Genomic DNA, 18,941 nt, shown 5'->3' on the forward strand with positions numbered 1-18,941 from the left:
AGCTTTATTTTCACCCGATAAAATACCCATAAAACAAGAGGAAGCTCAAATGAGCTTCCTCTTGTGAAAAATTGTGGGACAGCAATGACTTTTCCGGTGCTTTTTATTCAGGTCGTCAAATCAACCTCAGAAACATCTGAATGGTTTAGACTGTACGGCGTTTGGTTACCATATTATAAATAAACAGAATAATCACAGCACCAATCACGGAAGCAATCAGCCCTGCTGCGGAATCTGCCGAATATAGACCGAGCATACGGCCACCAAAAGTCGCCAATAAGGAGCCAGCAATACCCAGCAAGGTGGTCATGATAAAGCCTGCCTTGTCATTACCCGGGTGAATGGCACGTGCAATCAGACCTGCTACAAAACCAATGACGATCGCCACAATAATTGTCCACATATGCATACTCCTTCTTATCATGTCTTTGTTTTCACATCTGTTTAATCATCTTGAAACAAAGTTAGGATCATAAAAAGTTGAATCCTGAAACGAGATGTTATTTTTTGTTCCCGGTTTTCTGTCTATTTTAGGCATAAAAAAAGTGGCCTATGCCACTTTTTTCAGCCTGATTTTAAAGACCGATTTCACCAATAAATGGCAGGTGACGGTACTTCTGGTCATAGTCCAGGCCATAACCCACGATAAATTTATCTTCAACCTCAAAACCCATAAATTCGACCTTCAAATCGATTTCACGACGCGATGGTTTACTTACCAAAGTACACAGTTGAATCGAATTGGGTTCACGGGTTTGCAGGATTTCGAGTACCTTGCTTAAGGTGTTGCCTGAGTCAATAATATCTTCAACCACCAACACATCTTTACCACGGATTTCACCGTCTAAATCTTTCAGGATTTTTACATCACGTGACGATACCGTGCCACCTCCATAACTGGACACAGTCATGAAATCCAGTTCATGCGGTTTTGAAATCACACGACATAAATCAGCCATAAAAATCACTGAACCACGTAATAAACCGATGAGCACAAGTTCTTTGTCACTATTGGCATAGTGTGCATTGATTTGAGCACCAAGCTCTTTGACTTTAGCTTGAATTTCTTCAGCGGAAATCATTACGCTCATTTGAACGGTCATGGGTAGATACCTAAAAAGTAAAAATAGCAAAATAAAAAAGGTGTTGACCTGCAACACCTGAATACATCGCAATTTTAATACATCCCTAGCAGAGATGCACCTGTTTTGCTGGCTGTAAATGTAATCATTTTTTAGCCGCTGTTGAATCGCGTTTCAATAAAAAAACACAGCCCAGTGCCATTGCAGACAGGAGTAAGTATTGGCGATGGCGGGATTTTTTCGGTTTATTCACTGGCTGCTGCTTTGACATAGACGGCTGCTCCATAGACATAGGTGGCTGCAATATTACGGTCATCGCCAAGCATGGTCAGTGCAAAAAATGCATCTTCAATATTTTTAGCTCTGCTCTGGCGTAACTGCTGTAAGGCAGTGGCCTTAAGATCCAGCACCACAAAGTCGGCTTCTTTGCCAATATTAAAATTCCCTAGGCGATCATCCAGGCTTAGAGCTTTGGCACCGCCTAAAGTGGCATGATACAAGGCCTCAAAGGCAGAGAGTTTTTCGCCCTGCAACTGCTGCACCTTATAGGCTTCATTCAGGGTTTGCAGCTGATTAAATGATGTCCCTGCCCCAATGTCTGTACCTAAGCCGACTTTGACCCCTTTGTCCCAGGTCTTTTTCAGGGGAAATAAGCCACTGCCCAGGAATAGATTTGAGGTCGGACAAAAGGCAATGGCTGAGTCGGTCTGATGCATACAATCCCACTCTTCATCTTCCAGATGCACGCAATGCGCGAAAACGGATTTGCTGCCGGTTAAACCATAATGATGATAAACATCCAGATAACCTTCACGTTCAGGAAAGAGTTCTTTTACCCAAGCAATTTCATTTTTATTTTCACTTAAATGGGTATGTACATAGACATCCGGATATTCGGCTTTGAGCTGTCCGGCTTTTTGTAGTTGTTTAGGTGTTGAGGTTGGTGCAAAGCGTGGAGTAATCGCATACAGGTTCCGCCCCTGTCCGTGCCATTTTTTAATCAGCGTTTTAGAGTCAATATAAGCCGTTTCTGCTGTATCTGTCAGCGCTTCCGGTGCATGACGGTCCATCAGGACTTTACCCGCAATCAGACGCATATTGCGTGTGGTTGCGGCATTAAATAAAGCATCTACGGATTCAGGATGAACGGTACAAAAGACCAGTGCAGTGGTGGTGCCATTTTTAAGCAATTCCTGCACGAAAAATTCGGCAATTTTTTCGCTATAGGATGCATCTTGGAACTGGATTTCAGTGGGGAATGTATAGGTATTTAACCATTCCAGCAGCTGTTCACCATAAGCCCCGACCATTTCCGTTTGCGGGAAATGAATATGGGTGTCGATAAAACCGGGAACAATCAGTTGATCTGGATAGTGCTGTAATTCAGCGTTGGTAGGAAGTCGTGACTGCCCTTCTTGCCAAGGACCAAACCACTGGATTTTACCTTCGTGAATGATGACTATACCATCTTCTACATATCGCACTTGGTCGTGTATATCACGTGCTTGGGCAACTGTATTCTGAATGTCGAGGAAGCGACCACGGATCGCTGTCGTTGCAATTACAGAAGACATTTTAAACCTACGCTTTTAATTTTTTCGATTGATTGTAGCTGAAAAAATTGCCATGTTTGTATGAACATTCATATTTAAATAGTGATCCCGATTCTTCTATGACCTCATCCAATGATCATGATCAATTTCAACAGATCGTGCGTGCGCAGCCGACCTTAATGCGCATCTTGCATCAGTTAGCACAATTGCACTCTGAAGCTTATGTCGCAGCGGGTGTGTTACGTCATGTGATCTGGGCGCATTTACATGACTGGGAATATGAAATGAATCATACTGAGGTCGATGTAATTTTCTATGACGAAAATAAGCAGGCTCGCGCTATAGAACAGCAACTTGCAGATCAGTTAAAAGACTATTTTCCAGATATCTGTTGGGATGTGACCAATCAAGCCTTTGTACATGAGTGGTATCGTACCGATCAAAATGAAAGTATTGAGCCTTTAACTTCAATTAGTCATGCGCTGTCATTATGGCCAGAAACTGTCACGGCCTTGGCACTGCGCCTGAAAGATGATGAATTGGAATTGATCGCTCCTTTCGGTTTAGCAGATTTATTTGAGTTAAAGCTGCGTTGGAATCCGAATTTAGTCAGTTATGCCGTGTTCGAACAACGCATGCTGAGCAAACAGTTTTTGCAAAAATGGCCCAAATTATCCCTGATAGAACAATAAAAAAAAGCCTGCTGATGCAGGCTTTTTTGATGATTACTTTTTACAGGGTGGTTTCGTTATATTTCTTGCTATGACGAATCGACAAGATCGCGGTCACAGTCAGGACAATCACAATAAAGCTCAAAGAAATCCAGATCGGCATATGGAACACATCTAGCATCAGCATCTTAAAGCCGATAAAGACCAGAATGATCCCGAGGCCATAAGGCAGATAATGCATTTTTGAGGCTGCGCCCGAGAGCAGGAAGAACATTGCGCGCAGGCCTAAAATCGCCATCAGGTTTGCAGTGAGGACAATGAAGGGATCGGTGGTGACGGCAAAAATAGCCGGAATAGAATCGACGGCAAAGATGACATCAGAGGCTTCAACCAGGATCAGGACCAGGAACAACGGCGTTGCCCAGAGCAAACCATTTTGACGGACAAAGAATTTGTCGCCCTGAAGTTGCGGGGTAATACGCATATGTTTACGCAGCCATTTTAGAATCGCCATATCTTCAATATTGCTGTCTTCTTCATGCTGACCACGCAGGAATTTGAAGCCGGTATACACCAGGAACGCACCGAAGATATATAGAATCCAGGAGAATTCCTGCACGAACCACGCACCAATAAAAATAAAGATAGTTCTGAGCACAATCGCACCCAGTACGCCATATAACAGCAGCTTGCGTTGCAGTGCGGGTGGAATGGCGAAGGCCGCGAAGATCATCAGCCAGACAAAGACGTTATCAATCGCCAGGGATTTTTCCAGCAGATAACCGGCAAAGTATTCCATGACCTTGGCATTGGCAATTGCCGTGCCTGCGGTCTGTTCCAGGTACAGCCATAAGCCGCCACCAAATAAAGTCGCGACACTGACCCAGGCAATACTCCAGTATGCAGCGGTACGGACTTTAACTTCCTGACCATGCTGATGCTTAAAGCCGACAAAATCGATTACCAGCATGACTGCGACAATCGCGAAAAAGACAAGATACAGCCAGAGCGTACCAATGGTTTCCATGTGAATTCTCCACATCGGACAACTAGCCATAAAAAAACCTTGACCAGTTGCCAGATGAAAAACATCTATAACAACATGATCAAGGTCTTGCCTACATCTTACTGTTCCACTTTTTTATATAAAGTGTGACTTCAAGATGCTCAGATACCGACTTTTTGCAAAGTGTAATGACGATATTCTGACACGTTTAAAAATTGAAATTTCATTCTTAAACGCTTGGAGGAGGCTACTCCCCTTGTTCAAACTAAATTTTATTTGAGCGGTAGCTCAATGTGCAGCAAGCATGACAGATTTTTGCTAAGACTACAATTTCATTTACAAAAATCATGCTTCAAGGCGCTTTCTTACCTAAGAAATCCGGACGCTGAATCAGGTATAAGCTGATCAGAAAACCCAAGCTGGCCAGGATTGCTCCTACCCAGCCAATACTATGTAATCCGATATGTGCCGTTACCAGACCGCCGAGTAAGGCACCGCCACCAATCCCGACATTGTACAGACCTGAAAAAATTGCCATGGCGACATCAGTCGCATCAGAAGCCAGATTTAAGGTCTTGGCTTGTAGAGCCAGACTAAACCCAATAATGCTGATGCCCCAGATTAACGCCAGGCTATTAAGCTGAGATACACCCTGAGACAGTGGCAGCAATAACAGTAGCGAGATCCCTAGCCCGAGTGTAAATAGCGGAATGGTGAGTCGGGGAAAATGCGGTGCAAAGCGGCCAAATACGTAAGAGCCGATCAGACCCGCAGCGCCATAAATTAGCAATAAGCTGGTGGTTTGCGCAGAGCTGAATTGCGCAATATTCAGCGCAAAGGGTTCAATATAACTATAGGCGGTAAATTGCGCACTAATCACAAGCACGGTAAGCGCAAAGACCAGCATCAGGCTGGGACGTTTTAGCAAGTTTTTTAAACTGCTGAGTGAACCTGAATTGACACTTGGCAATAAAGGCAAGGTTTTGGCCAGCAATACGCACACCACGCTCGCCACAATCCCAATCAAGGCAAAACTATTGCGCCAGCCATAGGCCTCCCCGACCATCCGGCCAAAGGGAATTCCCAGGACCATCGCCATGGCGGTACCGGTAGCCAATAAGCCCAATGCCTGAAATTCTTTGCCCTTTGGCGCAACCCGCACAGCAAGCGATGCCGTAATTGACCAGAACAGTGCATGTGCCACGGCAATACCAATTCGGCTCAGCACCAGAATGCTAAAGCTCCAGGCAAAATAGGACAGCACATGACTGAAAATAAACACCGCAAATAAAACCATCAGCAGAAAGCGCCGTTCAATATTCTTGGTCAGTAACATCATTGGCAAAGACAACAGCGCCACAACCCAGGCATAAATTGTCAGCATCCACCCGACCTGAGTCGGTGACATGGCAAAACTGGTACCAATATCACTTAATAGCGCCACCGGGATAAATTCGGTGGTATTGAAAATAAAGGCAGCAGAGGCTAAAGCAATCACACAGACCCATTGACGCGTCACCGAGGAGGTGGAAGAAAAGCTGGACATACATATCTGATAAAAAGAACCGGCTCGCAGTTTAAACCTGTTGAGCAGAATGCGGTATTGGTCAGAAGGACAGATTCACAATCCTTTAAAAGAAATCTAACAATAGAGCAGGGAAAAATATGTCAGTCTGGCTTAAAAACAAGGAGAGGATCGGCATGTTGATCGAGCATCAGCAACAGGACACTGGAGGTTTATGGTTTGTAGAGCCAAATGAAAAACGTCTGGCAGAAATGAGTTATTCAAGAGTAAATGAAGATCAATTAGTGATTGAACACACCTGGGTCGATGACAGCCTACGCGGACAGCACGTCGGGTATTATCTGGTCGAGGCCGCTGTGAATTTTGCCCGTGAACACGGCATCAGGATTATTCCAAAATGCCCTTTTGCCAAATCCGTGTTCGAGCGAGAGCCTCGCTTTAATGATGTTTTATAATTTTAAAATGACAACAAAGGTTTAGATTCGTATGGAAATCAAATATCAAGATTCAAAACGCGGCGGTGTATTTTTTATGGAAGATCAAGGACGCCGCCTGGCCGAGATCACTTATCAATGGCGGGACGATGCCGTCATCATTGCCGATCATACCTGGGTCGATGATTCCCTGCGTGGCCAGGGTATTGCCCGGAAAATGCTAGATGTACTGGTCGATTTTGCCCGTGAAAAAAGTTTAACCATTATTCCGCAATGTTCCTATGTGGATGTCATGTTTAAACGTGACCGTAGTCTGGCAGATGTCGCAGCAACGGCTATTTAACTACCCAAGGGGATTTCCCGAAAGATAAATGCAGTTTTTCTTTCAAGGCAGGAATCAATATAACCTGTAACAGGGTATATAAACCGAAACCTGCCATCACTCCGGTCATCACCCAGAAAATTTCTTCAAACTGTTGCAGCATCACTAAAATTGCCATGATCAGCAGGTAACTGGCATGAAAATAAATTCGATGCCCAACAAATTTCAAGATCGTCCAGCTAATAAAAATTGAACTGATCAGCAGATTGGTTTGAGCGCTGAATTGCCAGTTATTTAAAGTGATCATCAGGATAAAACACACACATAACAAGGCAAGGGTTAAGATCAGATCTTTTAACATCAGGTGATCCTCATGCTTACGGTAGGTGTATGAAAATATTCGTTTAATAATTTAGGCACTATTGTTAAAAGTTTAATCCAGAAATGCAAACTGAAAACCGTGTAAGCAAAAACGGATATTTGCTTAAAAAATAGTCGACTTAATTTAAAATTATTGATTAAATTGTGTTTTTAATTCTTCCCTCTAGTGAGATGGCATGATGCTACAGCTTTGCTATGCCAGTGAACGCATAGAATCTGAACAAGAGTTGTTACAAGATTTAAGCGATATTTTGGCCACTGCTCGGAAGTTCAATCTTCAGCATCAGATTCATGGGGTATTGTATTATTCCCATGGCAAGTTTTTCCAGTGCCTTGAAGGTCAGGCTGAAGTAGTGGAAAGTTTATTTCAGAGCATTTCTCAGGATGCCCGCCATCACAATATCTTGCGTTTTGCAGATGCGATGGTAGAGCAGTCTCATTTCTCGGAATGGTCAATGAAATATGTGCATAAACACAGTGAAATTTCTTCTTTATTTTCACGTTTAGGTTTGAAGCAATTTGATCCACACGCCTTGCAGCAGTCAGGAATTGCCGAATTCCTCAAAGTGCTTTATCGCCTGGAAGAAAATCAGGCCAGTCTGGCATCGCCAAAAGGCTACAAGCAGCGTGGTTATGTCCCCTATTTCTGATCTGAGGGGTAAATGCTGAAAATAAAAAAGTCCGCATAGCGGACTTTTTTGTCTGATGTGGATTAGCTCATGTCAATCATGACTTTTAAGGCCTTTTCATCGGAGGCATGTTTAAACACATCATAGGCTTTTTCAAAATCGGCAAATTTAAAATGATGGGTCGCCAGTTTTTCTAGGGGCAATTTTCCGGAACAGCAGGTTTTCAGCAGCATGCCTGTGGTATTGGCATTCACCAGACCGGTGGTGATGGTCAGGTTTTTAATCCAGAGTTTGTTCAGTTCAAAACTCACCGGTTTACCATGCACGCCGACGTTGGCAATATGCCCGCCCTCTTTCACGACATGCTGGCAAATATTCCAGGTGGGTTCTACCCCTACTGCTTCAATGGCACAGTCGACCCCGCGTCCATCGGTAATCTCTAGGATCTTTTGAATGGCATCTTCTTTAGCAGAGTTGATGGTATGTGTTGCGCCGACAGTCTTGGCAAATTCCAGCCGGTTATCATCCATATCCACCATAATAATATTGGCAGGTGAATAGAACTGTGCGGTGAGCAGACAGCTCATGCCGATTGGTCCTGCTCCGACAATCGCCACATTGTCGCCCGGTTTGACATCGCCATATTGCACGCCAATTTCATGTGAAGTTGGCAGGATATCTGAAAGGAATACGGCCACATCTTGGTTCAGGCCTTCGGGTAAATGATAGAGTGAGGTATCGGCAAAGGGCGTACGTACATATTCGGCATGGGTGCCGTCAATCATATAACCCATGATCCAGCCGCCTTCATTGCGACAATGGGCATAGAGCTGTTTCTGGCAGTTTTCACAGGTTCCGCAGCGGCTGACACAGGAAATAATCACCCGGTCGCCCTTTTTAAAGTTTTGCACGGCGGAACCAACTTCTTCCACAATGCCAATACCTTCGTGACCTAAAATACGTCCCTTAAAGCTGCCCTCTTTACGCGTAGCCTCCTGCTCAATTTCCGGGTTTTTACCTTTCCAGATACCCAAGTCGGTACCGCAGATGGTAACTTTTTCCAGTTTAATGATGGCATCGCTGGGATGCAAAATGGTGGGAACTGGGCGGTCTTCAAAGCGGATATCATTTGCGCCGTAATAGACCATCGCTTTCATCGTTGTCATGACACATCTCCTAATGGAATGAGGAATGAGAATGACCTGACTCAGCGAGAATAATGAACGCCTCGATTGCTTTTATATAGTGACAGCGATGGGCTGATTTATGATCTGGCTTTCAGGCCTATAGATACCTGTGTTCTTCTCGATTGTGCCTTGAGTGATATGGCGCTGCAATGAGTCTTGTGTACAGATTGCAACAAAAGATCATCAGGGAGGGTTCAGAGATAAATCTGCTATTTGGGTCAATATTTAAATCATAGGATTGCAGGATCAGAACAACGGTTCACTTTTTCTCAATCAACGTTTTAATATGCTAAAAAAAGCCCGCTAGGCGGGCTTCTTCACTTCACTTAAATCTGTTTTATGCTTGTAAAACAGTAATCAGCTTCTGATGCAAACCACCAAAACCACCATTCGACATAATTACTACGGCATCGCCCTCGCCTGCCTCTGCTACCACGGTCTGAATGATGTCATCCAGTGTGCGTGCAACTTTGGCCTTGTTTGGCGCAGCCTCAATGACCGGTTGCAGATCCCAGTCCAGTCCTTCCGGTTGATACCAGATCACTTCATCGGCCAGACGTGCTGAATGAGCCAAGCCATCTTTATGACTGCCCATGCGCATGGTATTGGAACGTGGTTCAATAATTGCCCAGAGTTTGCGTTCCCCTAGACGTTTGCGCGCACCTTCTAAGGTCGTATCAATCGCCGTCGGATGATGGGCGAAATCATCATAAACCTCGATACCACGGACTGTGCCTAACAGTTCCATACGGCGTTTCACCCCACCAAAATTCGATAGTGCTTCACAGGCAGTTTCAATCGATACGCCGACATGTTCAGCGGCAGCAATCGTGGCCAAGGCATTGGCCACCGAATGCTGTCCAGTCATATTCCATTGTACTTCGCCTTTGACCACGCCCTGTTGCAGCACTTTGAAATGTGAACCATCTGCTGACAATTGTTCTGCATACAGCTCAGCTTTTTCATTGGCATCCAGACTGGTGCGCACTACAGGTGTCCAGCAGCCCTGCTCCAGCACTTCATCAATATTGCTTTCAGTAATCGGCGCGATAATCCGGCCTTCACTTGGAATGGTACGAACTAGATGATGGAACTGCTTTTGAATTGCGGCTAGATCATCGAAGATATCGGCATGGTCAAATTCCAGGTTATTTAAAATTGCGGTTTTTGGATGGTAATGCACGAACTTGGAACGCTTGTCGAAGAAAGCAGAATCGTATTCATCGGCTTCGACACAGAAATATTTCCCACCACCGAGACGCGCACTTTCCGAAAAGCCCAATGGCACACCGCCAATCAGAAAACCTGGCTCCAGACCGGCTTGATCCAGTACCCAAGCCAGCATCGTGGTGGTCGTGGTTTTACCATGTGTTCCGGCGACACCCAGCACGTGTTTACCTTGCAGAACATGATCAGCCAGGAACTGCGGACCTGAAATATAAGGCAGACCTGCATTCAGCATATATTCGACTGCATCAATACCACGCTTCATGGCATTGCCGACGATCACCAGATCCGGATGAGGCTGTAAATGACTGCGGTCATAACCCTGCATTAAAGTGATGCCCGCATTTTCAAGTTGGGTCGACATGGGTGGATACACATTCAGGTCTGAACCTGTTACCTGGTGGCCCAGATCGCGTGCAAGTAGCGCTAACGAGCCCATAAAGGTGCCACAAATACCCAAAATATGCAGATGCATCTACTTTACTCCGTTCCTGTCTGACCCATCACTTTATATTGGTGCTGTTGTCATGATTTATTCAATTTGCAAGCAACGATAGCAAGGCTTTAGCTGAAAAGATAGTGAAAATTCTGGCCTTGTTGTGGGATTTTTTAAATCCTGTTTCACGGATAAATTCAAAGAAAATTTCAAAGCGATGCAATATCTTTTCGCCAAATAAACCGTAAAATAAGTTCGACTTTTTTGCAGAGTGCATGCAAATGCTGCCGGCTTTATTTCTTCTGGTAATTGCCAACTGTTTTATGACCCTGGCCTGGTATGGGCATTTAAAGTTTTTGCCGCATGATGCACCGCTCTGGCAAGCGATTCTATTTAGCTGGGCCATTGCCCTGTTTGAATATAGCCTGATGATTCCGGCGACCAAATTGCTGGCGCAGCAAGGACTCGCAGTCGGCCAAATGAAAATCACCCAGGAAGTCGTGACCTTACTGGTCTTTGTTCCTTTTATGATTTTCATGTTTAAGCAGCCTTTTAAACTGGATTATCTCTGGGCTGCTTTATGTCTGTGTGGATGTGTCTATTTTGTATTCCGCAGTTCCTAAATAGTTGTAACTGCGGCTACTCCCCTATTTTTATTCCAGTTTTTGAAAATTCGATAAAAAACAAGAAAAATCGAGCCTTGCTTTGACCGTTAAATTTTATGAAGCTGAATTTTCAGTCTATAATACGCACTCCTATTCAAGCTTGGCTCTCTCGTCGAGATTTATCTTTTCTCACTTTAATCTCTGGAAAATTTGCAATGAATGCGGCTGCTGCACAAGATACTCCTCTCGTAGGTATTATCATGGGTTCTCAATCAGATTGGGCAACTCTCGAACACACTGCCAATATGCTCAAGCAGCTTGGTGTCCCATTTGAAGCCGAAGTTGTTTCTGCACACCGTACCCCAGACCGCCTGTTTGAATATGCCGAGCAAGCGCGTGATCGTGGTATTCAGGTAATTATTGCCGGTGCAGGTGGCGCAGCGCATTTACCGGGGATGTGTGCGGCGAAAACTGATCTTCCAGTTTTGGGTGTACCGGTGAAATCTTCGATTTTAAACGGTGTTGATTCATTGCTGTCTATTGTGCAAATGCCAGCAGGTATTGCAGTCGGTACCTTGGCGATTGGTCCTGCCGGTGCCACCAATGCTGCCATTATGGCCGCGCAAATTCTGGGTTTGACCCGTCCAGAAATCGCAAAAAATGTTGCAGATTTCCGTGCAGCGCAAACAGATAAAGTGGCAAGCAACAATATTCCAGGCCAGGCTTAAGTCGAGACACAGATTATGGATAAAACCATCGGTATTTTTGGTGGCGGTCAGCTGGGTCGTATGATGGCGCAAGCGGCACTTCCATTAAATATTCAATGTACATTTTTTGAAGCCAGCACAGACTGCCCTTCTGCTGCTTTGGGTCCGGTGATTTCGAGCCAAGCTGAAAATGGTCTGCAAGACTTTATTAACAGTGCAGATGTATTTAGCCTAGAATTTGAAAACACGCCCCTTGCAGATGTCGATGTACTGACACAAAGCAAGCAATTGCATCCATCACGTCAGGCTTTAGCGATTGCCCAGCATCGTCTGTCTGAAAAAGCCTTGTTTGATGAACTGGCAATTCCGGTTGCACCTTACAAAGCGGTCACTTCACTGGAAAGCTTACAGGCGGCCGTAGCGGAACTGGGCTTGCCGATCGTACTGAAAACCTCGCGTGGCGGTTATGATGGCAAAGGACAATTCGTTTTACGTTCGGCCGATCAGATTGATCAGGCTTGGGCAGAATTGGGTCCTGCAGGTGAACTGATTGCTGAAAGTTTTGTGGCTTTCTCGCGTGAAGTTTCAATCATTGCAGTACGCGGCCAAGATGGTGATGTAAAAACCTGGCCATTGGCGGAAAATCATCATCATGACGGCATTCTGTCGCACTCGATTGTGCCTGCACCGAACAGCGCAGATTTGCAACCTGTGGCGCAAGATTACATCACTCGTCTGCTGAATCACTTGAACTATGTCGGTGTCCTAACCCTTGAGCTGTTTGTGACAGACAAAGGCTTATATGCCAACGAGATGGCACCACGCGTGCACAACTCGGGGCACTGGTCGATTGAAGGCGCCGTATGTTCGCAATTTGAGAATCATGTACGTGCGGTGGCTGGTTTGCCTTTAGGTTCAACTGAAGTGATCCGTCCAACTGTCTTGGTGAACATCATTGGTCAGCATCCAAAATCTGCAGATGTTCTGGCTCTGGAAGGTGCGCATTTGCATCTCTACAACAAGTCAGAGCGCGAAGGCCGTAAGATTGGTCACATCACCTTGATGCCAAATGACAGCGCGCAATTGTCTGTGCTTTGCCGCCAACTGGCGAAAATTTTACCGAATCCATTGGCATTGAGCGAAGATATGACCATCTAGGCTTTAACTTGCTGATAAAAAAAGCGATCACTTCGGTGATCGCTTTTTTATTTGTCTGCTTTCAGGCATGATTGCGCCTCTTTAAAAATGCCTACCATTGGTCGGATCAGTTTTTAAATCAATTGCTTACAAACTGATCAATTGAGTATAAATATACCAATTCAATAAAATCTTATTTACCGCTGAATTTTGTCATATTCATTTGTGGATAAGCCTAAAATCAAAGTTTGAATTTAAAACTGGAAAGTGGTTTTGAATTTAAATTCATAAAAACAAATTCGAATTTAAATCGGACTTTGAATTTAAACTTGCGCTTTTAAATTCAAAAAAATATGAATTCAAATTTAAAACTGGATAAATAAATTCAAAGTTTTGAATTTAAAAATATTAGCCCATTATTTAAATGAATTTAAAAGAAAAACTAGTGTAATTAGAGCATGTTGATGATCGAGAGTCGCTTTTCCTGAAACAAGTTATCCCCAGTAATTTTTAAATTTAAAACTGATTGCAAGTGTTTTGAATTTGAATTTAAAAATCCCGCTGATTTGAATTTAAATCAGGCTTGTGGATAACTCATGTTTAAATTTAAAGATTACAAAATGAATTTAAAAGTGTAGGAATTATGGATTTAAATTTACGCATTGGCGCTTTAATTTTCATCATGAGCTGCTAAGGTAGAAACATAATTCAAAATCTAAATACTCAAGGGTCTTATGCAACGGCTTGCACTTTTTATTGGTTCTGTGGTCTTGGCTGCTTCACAGGCACAGGCTGAACTTATTATTAATGGTCAACGTGTCACGCCGACTGATTTGACCTCTAGTTCAAATATCCCGAATTATGCCTCCCAAAATAATTTTCAAAACTGTCTCGCCAATTTGCGCAGTCAAGCTGTTGCTAGAGGTGTAAGCGGCAGTACCTATGATCGTTATACCCAAAACTTAAGCCCTGATTATTCAGTGATTGAACGCCTGAATTACCAGCCTGAATTTTCTACCCCAATTTGGGATTATCTGTCTGGTTTGGTGGATGAAGAACGGGTTCAGCTCGGCCGGCAAAAATTACAGCAACATCGTGAGGTGCTCAATCGTGTTGCTGCCACCTATGGTATACCTGCAGAAACGGTAGTTGCGGTATGGGGTGTCGAAAGTAATTTTGGTGATATTTCGGGGAAATATCCTTTATTACAGGCTTTAGGAACTTTGAGCTGTGAAGGTCGTCGCCAGAGTTATTTCCGTGGTGAGTTTTTTACCACTATGAAACTGTTACAGCGTGGCGATGTGCGTGAAGAACAATTAAAGGGTTCCTGGGCAGGCGCATTTGGTCATACCCAGTTTATGCCATCGACTTATGATGAGCTTGCAGTTGATTTTGATGGTGATGGCCGACGTGATCTAGTTTCGAGCATTCCGGATGCACTCGCATCAACTGCCAACTTTTTAAGCAAGCGTGGCTGGCAGAGCGGACAGCCTTGGGGTTTTGAAGTCAAGATCCCTCAAGGCATGTCGGTTTCCGGTGAAGGTCGAAGAAATAAAAAATCCTTGAGTAGTTGGAACAATCAAGGGGTGGTACGTGCCGATGGTTCGGCATTAGTTCAAGGAAATTTATCACAATCCTCTCAAGCAGGATTACTTGCACCTGCAGGCCCGAGTGGCCCAGTATTTTTGGTATTTAAAAATTTTGATGCCATTTATAGCTATAACGCGGCAGAAAGTTATGCCTTGGCGATTGCACATTTATCCGATCGCCTGCAAGGTAAAGGTTCATTTATGGCCACATGGCCTACTGATGATCCGGGAACTTCGCGTGCAGAACGTCGTGAGATCCAGCAATTTCTGTTAAACCGTGGCTATGATATTGGTGCGGTGGATGGTCTGATTGGAGATAAAACCCGTCAAGCGATTCGTCAGGAACAGCAGCGTTTGGGATTGAGTCCAACAGGTCGTGCTGGTCAGCAGATTCTGCGGGCCTTTAGAAATGAAAATGCCAAACGCATGATGCAATAAATTCTTGAGCATAAAATTTAAAATCAAAAAAGGTCTGCATTTATGCAGACCTTTTTCGATGACTGTTTTTGAGTAGCTATATAGTCATGCAAGCTAATAGTAATTAGCTGAATTTAAATAGCAGTAATGGTACCGAGGATGCGATATCCAGCAGCACCAGTGACTGCTGGCAGGTTACCATTCAGCTGATTCATAAAACGCATGGCCAGCCAGGCAAAGGCTGTGGCTTCAACCCAAGTCGGGCTTAAACCAAGATCGGCCGTAGTTTGTACGCTCCATTCATGCTTGCGTAGGCGCCAGCGCAGTTGCTCGAGTAAATGTGAGTTATAGGCACCGCCCCCGCAAACAAAAACCTGTCCGGTATCCATGCCAGAGCGGTAAATTGCTTTTTTAATGGCTCGGGTGGTGAGCTTTAATAAAGTCGCCTGTACATTTTCCGGAGTGTCTTCCAGTTCATCATATTGTAGGTCATTGCGCCAGTCGGCAATCTGTTCATCTAGCCATTCCAGATTGAAATCTTCACGACCAGTACTTTTCGGAGGTTCTTTGGAGAAGAATTCGTGTGACTGCAAGCGATCAAGCAAACTGCGAATCGGGGTGCCATAGGCGGCCCAGTTGCCATTTTCATCAAAAGGCTGACCGGTATAACGGGAACACCAAGCATCCATCAAGATATTGGCCGGTCCGGTATCAAAACCATAAACCTCTTCAGGCTTCCCGGCAGGCAGCAGGCTGACATTGGCAATGCCACCCAGATTTAAAATTACCCGGTGAATGCTGTCATGCTGGAAAATATCCTGATGAAATGCTGGAACTAAAGGTGCTCCCTGACCACCTGCCGCCAGATCACGACGACGGAAATCTGAAATCACCGGAATCTGGGTAATTTCAGTAATGATGTTCGGGTCACCAATTTGCAGGGTGAAGCCATGTTCAGGACGATGCCGGATGGTCTGGCCATGCGAGCCAATCGCCTTAATTCTGGATTTATCCAGGTTATTTTTTTCAATCAGCGCATTAATACCATGACCAATCATTTGTGCCAGTGCAACATCAGCCTTGCCCAGGCGGTCAATTTCATTGTCATCTGGCAAGGTCAGTGCCATCAGCTCATCCCGAAGGTCAGGATCAAATGCCAAAGTGAGTGTGGCATGAAGCTGGAGTGGATCAAAAGAAGCAGCAACAATATCGACACCATCCATGCTCGTGCCGGTCATTACCCCAATATAGATCGCTGTCATGGTTATTCTTAAGCCTGCAATATGCTGAAAAAGTGTTAGTATATCGCACAAATTGAGTAACTGATGTATTGGATTTTGTGATGTCAAATTTCCTGCCGGCTGAAGAACAACTTGCCCTCATTCAACGAGGCACCCACGAAATTATTTCTGAAGAAGATCTTCTCAAGAAATTAAAATTGAATCGTCCATTAAAAATTAAAGCGGGTTTTGACCCGACTGCGCCTGATTTGCACTTGGGCCACACGGTTCTCATTAATAAGTTAAAAGTATTCCAGGATTTGGGTCATGAAGTGTTGTTCCTGATTGGTGACTATACTGCGATGATCGGTGATCCAACTGGTAAGAGCGCAACACGTCCGCCATTGTCACGTGAACAGGTTTTAGAGAACGCTAAAACATATCAAGAACAAGTATTTAAAATTCTTGATCCAAACAAAACCAAAGTCGTGTTTAACTCGGAATGGTTTGCACAAAAAACTGCGGCTGATTTAATTCAATTGGCATCACAGCAGACGGTTGCGCGTATGCTTGAACGTGATGACTTCACCAAGCGTTATAACAACCAGCAGCCAATTGCGATTCATGAATTTTTGTACCCATTGGTACAAGCCTATGACTCTGTTGCGCTGGAAGCAGATGTTGAATTGGGTGGTACAGACCAAACCTTTAACTTGTTGATGGGTCGTACCTTACAAGGTCGCTATAACCAAGAAGCTCAAGTCTGTATCACAGTGCCAATCCTTGAAGGTTTAGATGGCGTCAACAAGATGTCTAAATCTTTAGGTAACTATATTGGTGTATTTGATGCACCGGGCGCGATGTACCAGAAAGTGCTCTCAATGCCGGATGCATTGATTGAGCGTTATTTTGATCTGCTGAGCTTCAAAACCATTGAAGAAATTCAGCAACTATTAAAAGAAGTGGCAGAAGGCCGTAACCCGCAAGAAGTCAAAAAGATTCTTGCACTGGAGCTGGTTGAGCGTTTCCATGGTGCAGAGGCGGCTGCCAATGCGCATAAAGGCGCGGGCAATATCATTACTGAAGGTGAATTACCCGAAGGTACGCCAGAAGTAACTATTTCACGTGGCGAGTTTGGTGGGGAAATCTTTATTACCTCGATTTTACGTGAAGCCGGCTTAACCAAAAATGCAGCCCAGGCTAAGGATGCATTAGGCCGTGGTGCAGTGAAAGTGGATTGGCAGACTGTAGATACGACCTATTCTGTGAAAGAGAACGTAACTTTGATTGTTCAGGCCAGTAAAAAAGCAATCGCTAAAGTCACTTTTGTTGACTAAAAAACGGATAAGTTATTGAAATAAAAGCAGGCTTCGGTCTGCTTTTTTTGTTGATGTTCTATATTTAAAAATCAAATAAGTAAAGTCAAAAAAAACCCTATGAAAACAAGAGTTAATTTTTCCCAAATCACTTGCTTTTCATCTCTATTATGTATAGGATTTATTCATCTAGAGAATTCGTTTAGAGCATCTAGAGGGTAGTAAAAATAATAGTACTCCACAACTGAGAAGTCTCTTTTCCAAGAGGCTCTTTTTAAAAGCTTTAAAGCGAATAACTATAATAATGACATAATGGATCGGGTAAAGATTCAATTGTAAGGAGGAGATTTTGGGAGAGATCTCTTCCTTTTTTATTTATTCTGATTGCGTAATCAAGATATAAATCTGCATGCCTACTCTTGTCGTTGAGCAACTAAACTTAAAATTAACTAGCAAATTGGGCTTAGGTGAATGACCTCTAAGAATGAGTTCATTTCAATTGACTGTGAAAAAAGAGAAAAACATAAAAAATTAAAGCAGAGGTGATTGAATGTATCGCTTTCCAACAGAAAATATTTTTGATGAACAAATCGATTGCATATTACGGTTCTTATTTGAATACCAGCCAGTCGAACAAAAGCAGCAACTCTATGGATCTGTCTATACTTTATTTATGCAGCTTGATCTGGCCGCGCATTACTTTCTATTTTCCCTGATTGAAGAGCAGTTACCGCGACGCGCGAAATTATTCTTTATTGCCGAGGATTATCAGGGTAAGAAAGACATGATTGTAGAGGTCATGCAACATTGGCGTGGACAGCAACAGCAGGAAAAAGTCGCTTAATGCAAAATAACAGACTTTATCTTCTATATATAAGTGATCTACGCATGGTTTTGGGATTCGAAAACTAAAAATGAATACTTCTTTTATATAGCAGCCCAAGAATAGGCTTTTATAAAAGCTTTTTACGTAAAAAATAACTCACAAATTAAGGAGTCTAGGATTTAGATCGGCTTACTGAGTGAGATAGATTAATTTTGGTTTTCTTTTGACGTGCTAATTTAAATAAAAGACAAGATTTCAATGTTAAAAGGCTAAAAATACTATTTTAACGATTATTGTGATAGCTTTTAGGTCTAAATGAATTTTCAGTTATAAAAATAAAATGACGTGTTTAGTGCATTTATTAAATAAAAACGCTTAAAAATTAGATAAAAAAGCGATTTTTTAGCAATTTTTGTAGAAAAAAAAGACATACGTGAAAAATATAGTGAATTGGGGGTTGCAATGATTCTGAAATCCTCTAGAATGCACCCATACCGACGAGATAGACGGAAATGAATGAAGCAGAATGGCGGAGTTGTTGAGTTTATCGAAGTCCAGCTTCTGGCACTGACGAGGTGTTAGAAAGATCATTAAGAGATTATGAAGAACAACTTGTGTGGATTTTTACTGATTGATTGATCGAAATTATTTTCATTGATTGATGGTAGAAA

At 43.5% G+C, this 18,941-nt stretch carries 20 protein-coding genes; 10 read left to right on the forward strand and 10 right to left on the reverse strand.

Annotated features, from left to right (window positions below; all coding sequences use genetic code 11):
- Positions 1–145: 145 nt before the first annotated feature.
- The 3 genes from NI468_RS14535 to guaD all read right to left on the reverse strand — a co-directional run bounded on the left by NI468_RS14535 (position 146) and on the right by guaD (position 2,656).
- Positions 146–403, reverse strand: coding sequence for a GlsB/YeaQ/YmgE family stress response membrane protein (locus NI468_RS14535; RefSeq protein WP_004281926.1), 258 nt, complete (start codon positions 401–403; stop codon positions 146–148).
- 172 nt (positions 404–575) lie between these two features.
- On the reverse strand, positions 576–1,103 hold the full coding sequence (gene hpt / locus NI468_RS14540) for a hypoxanthine phosphoribosyltransferase (protein WP_004647133.1): 528 nt from the start codon (positions 1,101–1,103) through the stop codon (positions 576–578).
- A 224-nt stretch (positions 1,104–1,327) separates the two neighbouring features.
- Positions 1,328–2,656 carry a guanine deaminase gene (guaD, locus tag NI468_RS14545; protein WP_253102447.1) on the reverse strand — a complete coding sequence of 443 codons (1,329 nt, stop codon included), beginning with the start codon at positions 2,654–2,656 and terminating at the stop codon, positions 1,328–1,330.
- A 98-nt stretch (positions 2,657–2,754) separates the two neighbouring features.
- Here guaD and NI468_RS14550 point away from each other — a divergent pair, with 98 nt between their 5' ends.
- The gene (locus tag NI468_RS14550) at positions 2,755–3,327 is read left to right on the forward strand and encodes a nucleotidyltransferase family protein (protein WP_219307869.1); all 573 of its coding nucleotides are present in this window, start codon (positions 2,755–2,757) and stop codon (positions 3,325–3,327) included.
- 40 nt (positions 3,328–3,367) lie between these two features.
- Here NI468_RS14550 and NI468_RS14555 read toward each other — a convergent pair whose 3' ends face one another.
- Positions 3,368–4,333, reverse strand: a complete 966-nt coding sequence (locus NI468_RS14555; protein ID WP_004647138.1) for a TerC family protein — start codon at positions 4,331–4,333, stop codon at positions 3,368–3,370.
- Positions 4,334–4,664: 331 nt separating this feature from the next.
- Positions 4,665–5,858 (reverse strand): sugar transporter, encoded by a 1,194-nt coding sequence (locus NI468_RS14560; protein ID WP_253102449.1) that lies wholly within the window; start codon positions 5,856–5,858, stop codon positions 4,665–4,667.
- A gap of 155 nt (positions 5,859–6,013) precedes the next feature.
- Between NI468_RS14560 and NI468_RS14565 the strand changes: the two genes are divergently transcribed.
- Both NI468_RS14565 and NI468_RS14570 read left to right on the forward strand, forming a co-directional pair.
- Positions 6,014–6,292 carry a GNAT family N-acetyltransferase gene (locus NI468_RS14565; protein ID WP_005094867.1) on the forward strand — a complete coding sequence of 93 codons (279 nt, stop codon included), beginning with the start codon at positions 6,014–6,016 and terminating at the stop codon, positions 6,290–6,292.
- A 31-nt stretch (positions 6,293–6,323) separates the two neighbouring features.
- Positions 6,324–6,614, forward strand: coding sequence for a GNAT family N-acetyltransferase (locus NI468_RS14570; RefSeq protein ID WP_253102451.1), 291 nt, complete (start codon positions 6,324–6,326; stop codon positions 6,612–6,614).
- Here NI468_RS14570 and NI468_RS14575 read toward each other — a convergent pair.
- On the reverse strand, positions 6,607–6,954 hold the full coding sequence (locus tag NI468_RS14575; protein ID WP_253102453.1) for a hypothetical protein: 348 nt from the start codon (positions 6,952–6,954) through the stop codon (positions 6,607–6,609). The two genes, NI468_RS14570 and NI468_RS14575, sit on opposite strands and share 8 nt — an antisense overlap.
- A gap of 196 nt (positions 6,955–7,150) precedes the next feature.
- Between NI468_RS14575 and NI468_RS14580 the strand changes: the two genes are divergently transcribed.
- Positions 7,151–7,624, forward strand: coding sequence for a BLUF domain-containing protein (locus NI468_RS14580; RefSeq protein ID WP_253102455.1), 474 nt, complete (start codon positions 7,151–7,153; stop codon positions 7,622–7,624).
- A gap of 62 nt (positions 7,625–7,686) precedes the next feature.
- Here NI468_RS14580 and NI468_RS14585 read toward each other — a convergent pair whose 3' ends face one another.
- The 3 genes from NI468_RS14585 to NI468_RS14595 all read right to left on the reverse strand — a co-directional run bounded on the left by NI468_RS14585 (position 7,687) and on the right by NI468_RS14595 (position 10,730).
- Complete coding sequence (locus NI468_RS14585) at positions 7,687–8,769, reverse strand: zinc-dependent alcohol dehydrogenase family protein (protein WP_180087480.1); 1,083 nt, start codon at positions 8,767–8,769, stop codon at positions 7,687–7,689.
- A 358-nt stretch (positions 8,770–9,127) separates the two neighbouring features.
- Complete coding sequence (mpl, locus tag NI468_RS14590; protein ID WP_005264469.1) at positions 9,128–10,492, reverse strand: UDP-N-acetylmuramate:L-alanyl-gamma-D-glutamyl-meso-diaminopimelate ligase; 1,365 nt, start codon at positions 10,490–10,492, stop codon at positions 9,128–9,130.
- Positions 10,493–10,553: 61 nt separating this feature from the next.
- Entirely contained in the window at positions 10,554–10,730 is a 177-nt protein-coding gene (locus tag NI468_RS14595; protein ID WP_016806943.1) for a hypothetical protein, read from the reverse strand.
- Positions 10,731–10,734: 4 nt separating this feature from the next.
- Here NI468_RS14595 and NI468_RS14600 point away from each other — a divergent pair, with 4 nt between their 5' ends.
- The 4 genes from NI468_RS14600 to NI468_RS14615 all read left to right on the forward strand — a co-directional run bounded on the left by NI468_RS14600 (position 10,735) and on the right by NI468_RS14615 (position 14,929).
- A complete protein-coding gene (locus tag NI468_RS14600; RefSeq protein WP_004647146.1) occupies positions 10,735–11,076 on the forward strand; it encodes a DMT family protein in 342 nt (113 codons plus the stop codon).
- Positions 11,077–11,273: 197 nt separating this feature from the next.
- Positions 11,274–11,786, forward strand: a complete 513-nt coding sequence (gene purE, locus NI468_RS14605; protein WP_004647147.1) for a 5-(carboxyamino)imidazole ribonucleotide mutase — start codon at positions 11,274–11,276, stop codon at positions 11,784–11,786.
- A gap of 15 nt (positions 11,787–11,801) precedes the next feature.
- Positions 11,802–12,923 carry a 5-(carboxyamino)imidazole ribonucleotide synthase gene (locus tag NI468_RS14610; RefSeq protein ID WP_253102457.1) on the forward strand — a complete coding sequence of 374 codons (1,122 nt, stop codon included), beginning with the start codon at positions 11,802–11,804 and terminating at the stop codon, positions 12,921–12,923.
- A gap of 713 nt (positions 12,924–13,636) precedes the next feature.
- Complete coding sequence (locus NI468_RS14615; protein WP_044112805.1) at positions 13,637–14,929, forward strand: lytic murein transglycosylase; 1,293 nt, start codon at positions 13,637–13,639, stop codon at positions 14,927–14,929.
- A gap of 113 nt (positions 14,930–15,042) precedes the next feature.
- On the opposite strand, the gene NI468_RS14620 is transcribed toward NI468_RS14615, so the two are convergent.
- The gene (locus NI468_RS14620; RefSeq protein WP_253102459.1) at positions 15,043–16,170 is read right to left on the reverse strand and encodes an anhydro-N-acetylmuramic acid kinase; all 1,128 of its coding nucleotides are present in this window, start codon (positions 16,168–16,170) and stop codon (positions 15,043–15,045) included.
- 80 nt (positions 16,171–16,250) lie between these two features.
- On the opposite strand from NI468_RS14620, the gene tyrS reads away from it, so the two are divergent.
- Positions 16,251–17,465 carry a tyrosine--tRNA ligase gene (gene tyrS / locus NI468_RS14625; protein WP_253102460.1) on the forward strand — a complete coding sequence of 405 codons (1,215 nt, stop codon included), beginning with the start codon at positions 16,251–16,253 and terminating at the stop codon, positions 17,463–17,465.
- A 529-nt stretch (positions 17,466–17,994) separates the two neighbouring features.
- Entirely contained in the window at positions 17,995–18,288 is a 294-nt protein-coding gene (locus tag NI468_RS14630) for a hypothetical protein (protein WP_004647152.1), read from the forward strand.
- Positions 18,289–18,941 lie beyond the last annotated feature (653 nt).

Origin of the sequence: Acinetobacter lwoffii, from assembly GCF_024129355.1 — a bacterium.
GTDB classification, from domain to species: Bacteria; Pseudomonadota; Gammaproteobacteria; order Pseudomonadales; family Moraxellaceae; genus Acinetobacter; species Acinetobacter lwoffii_I.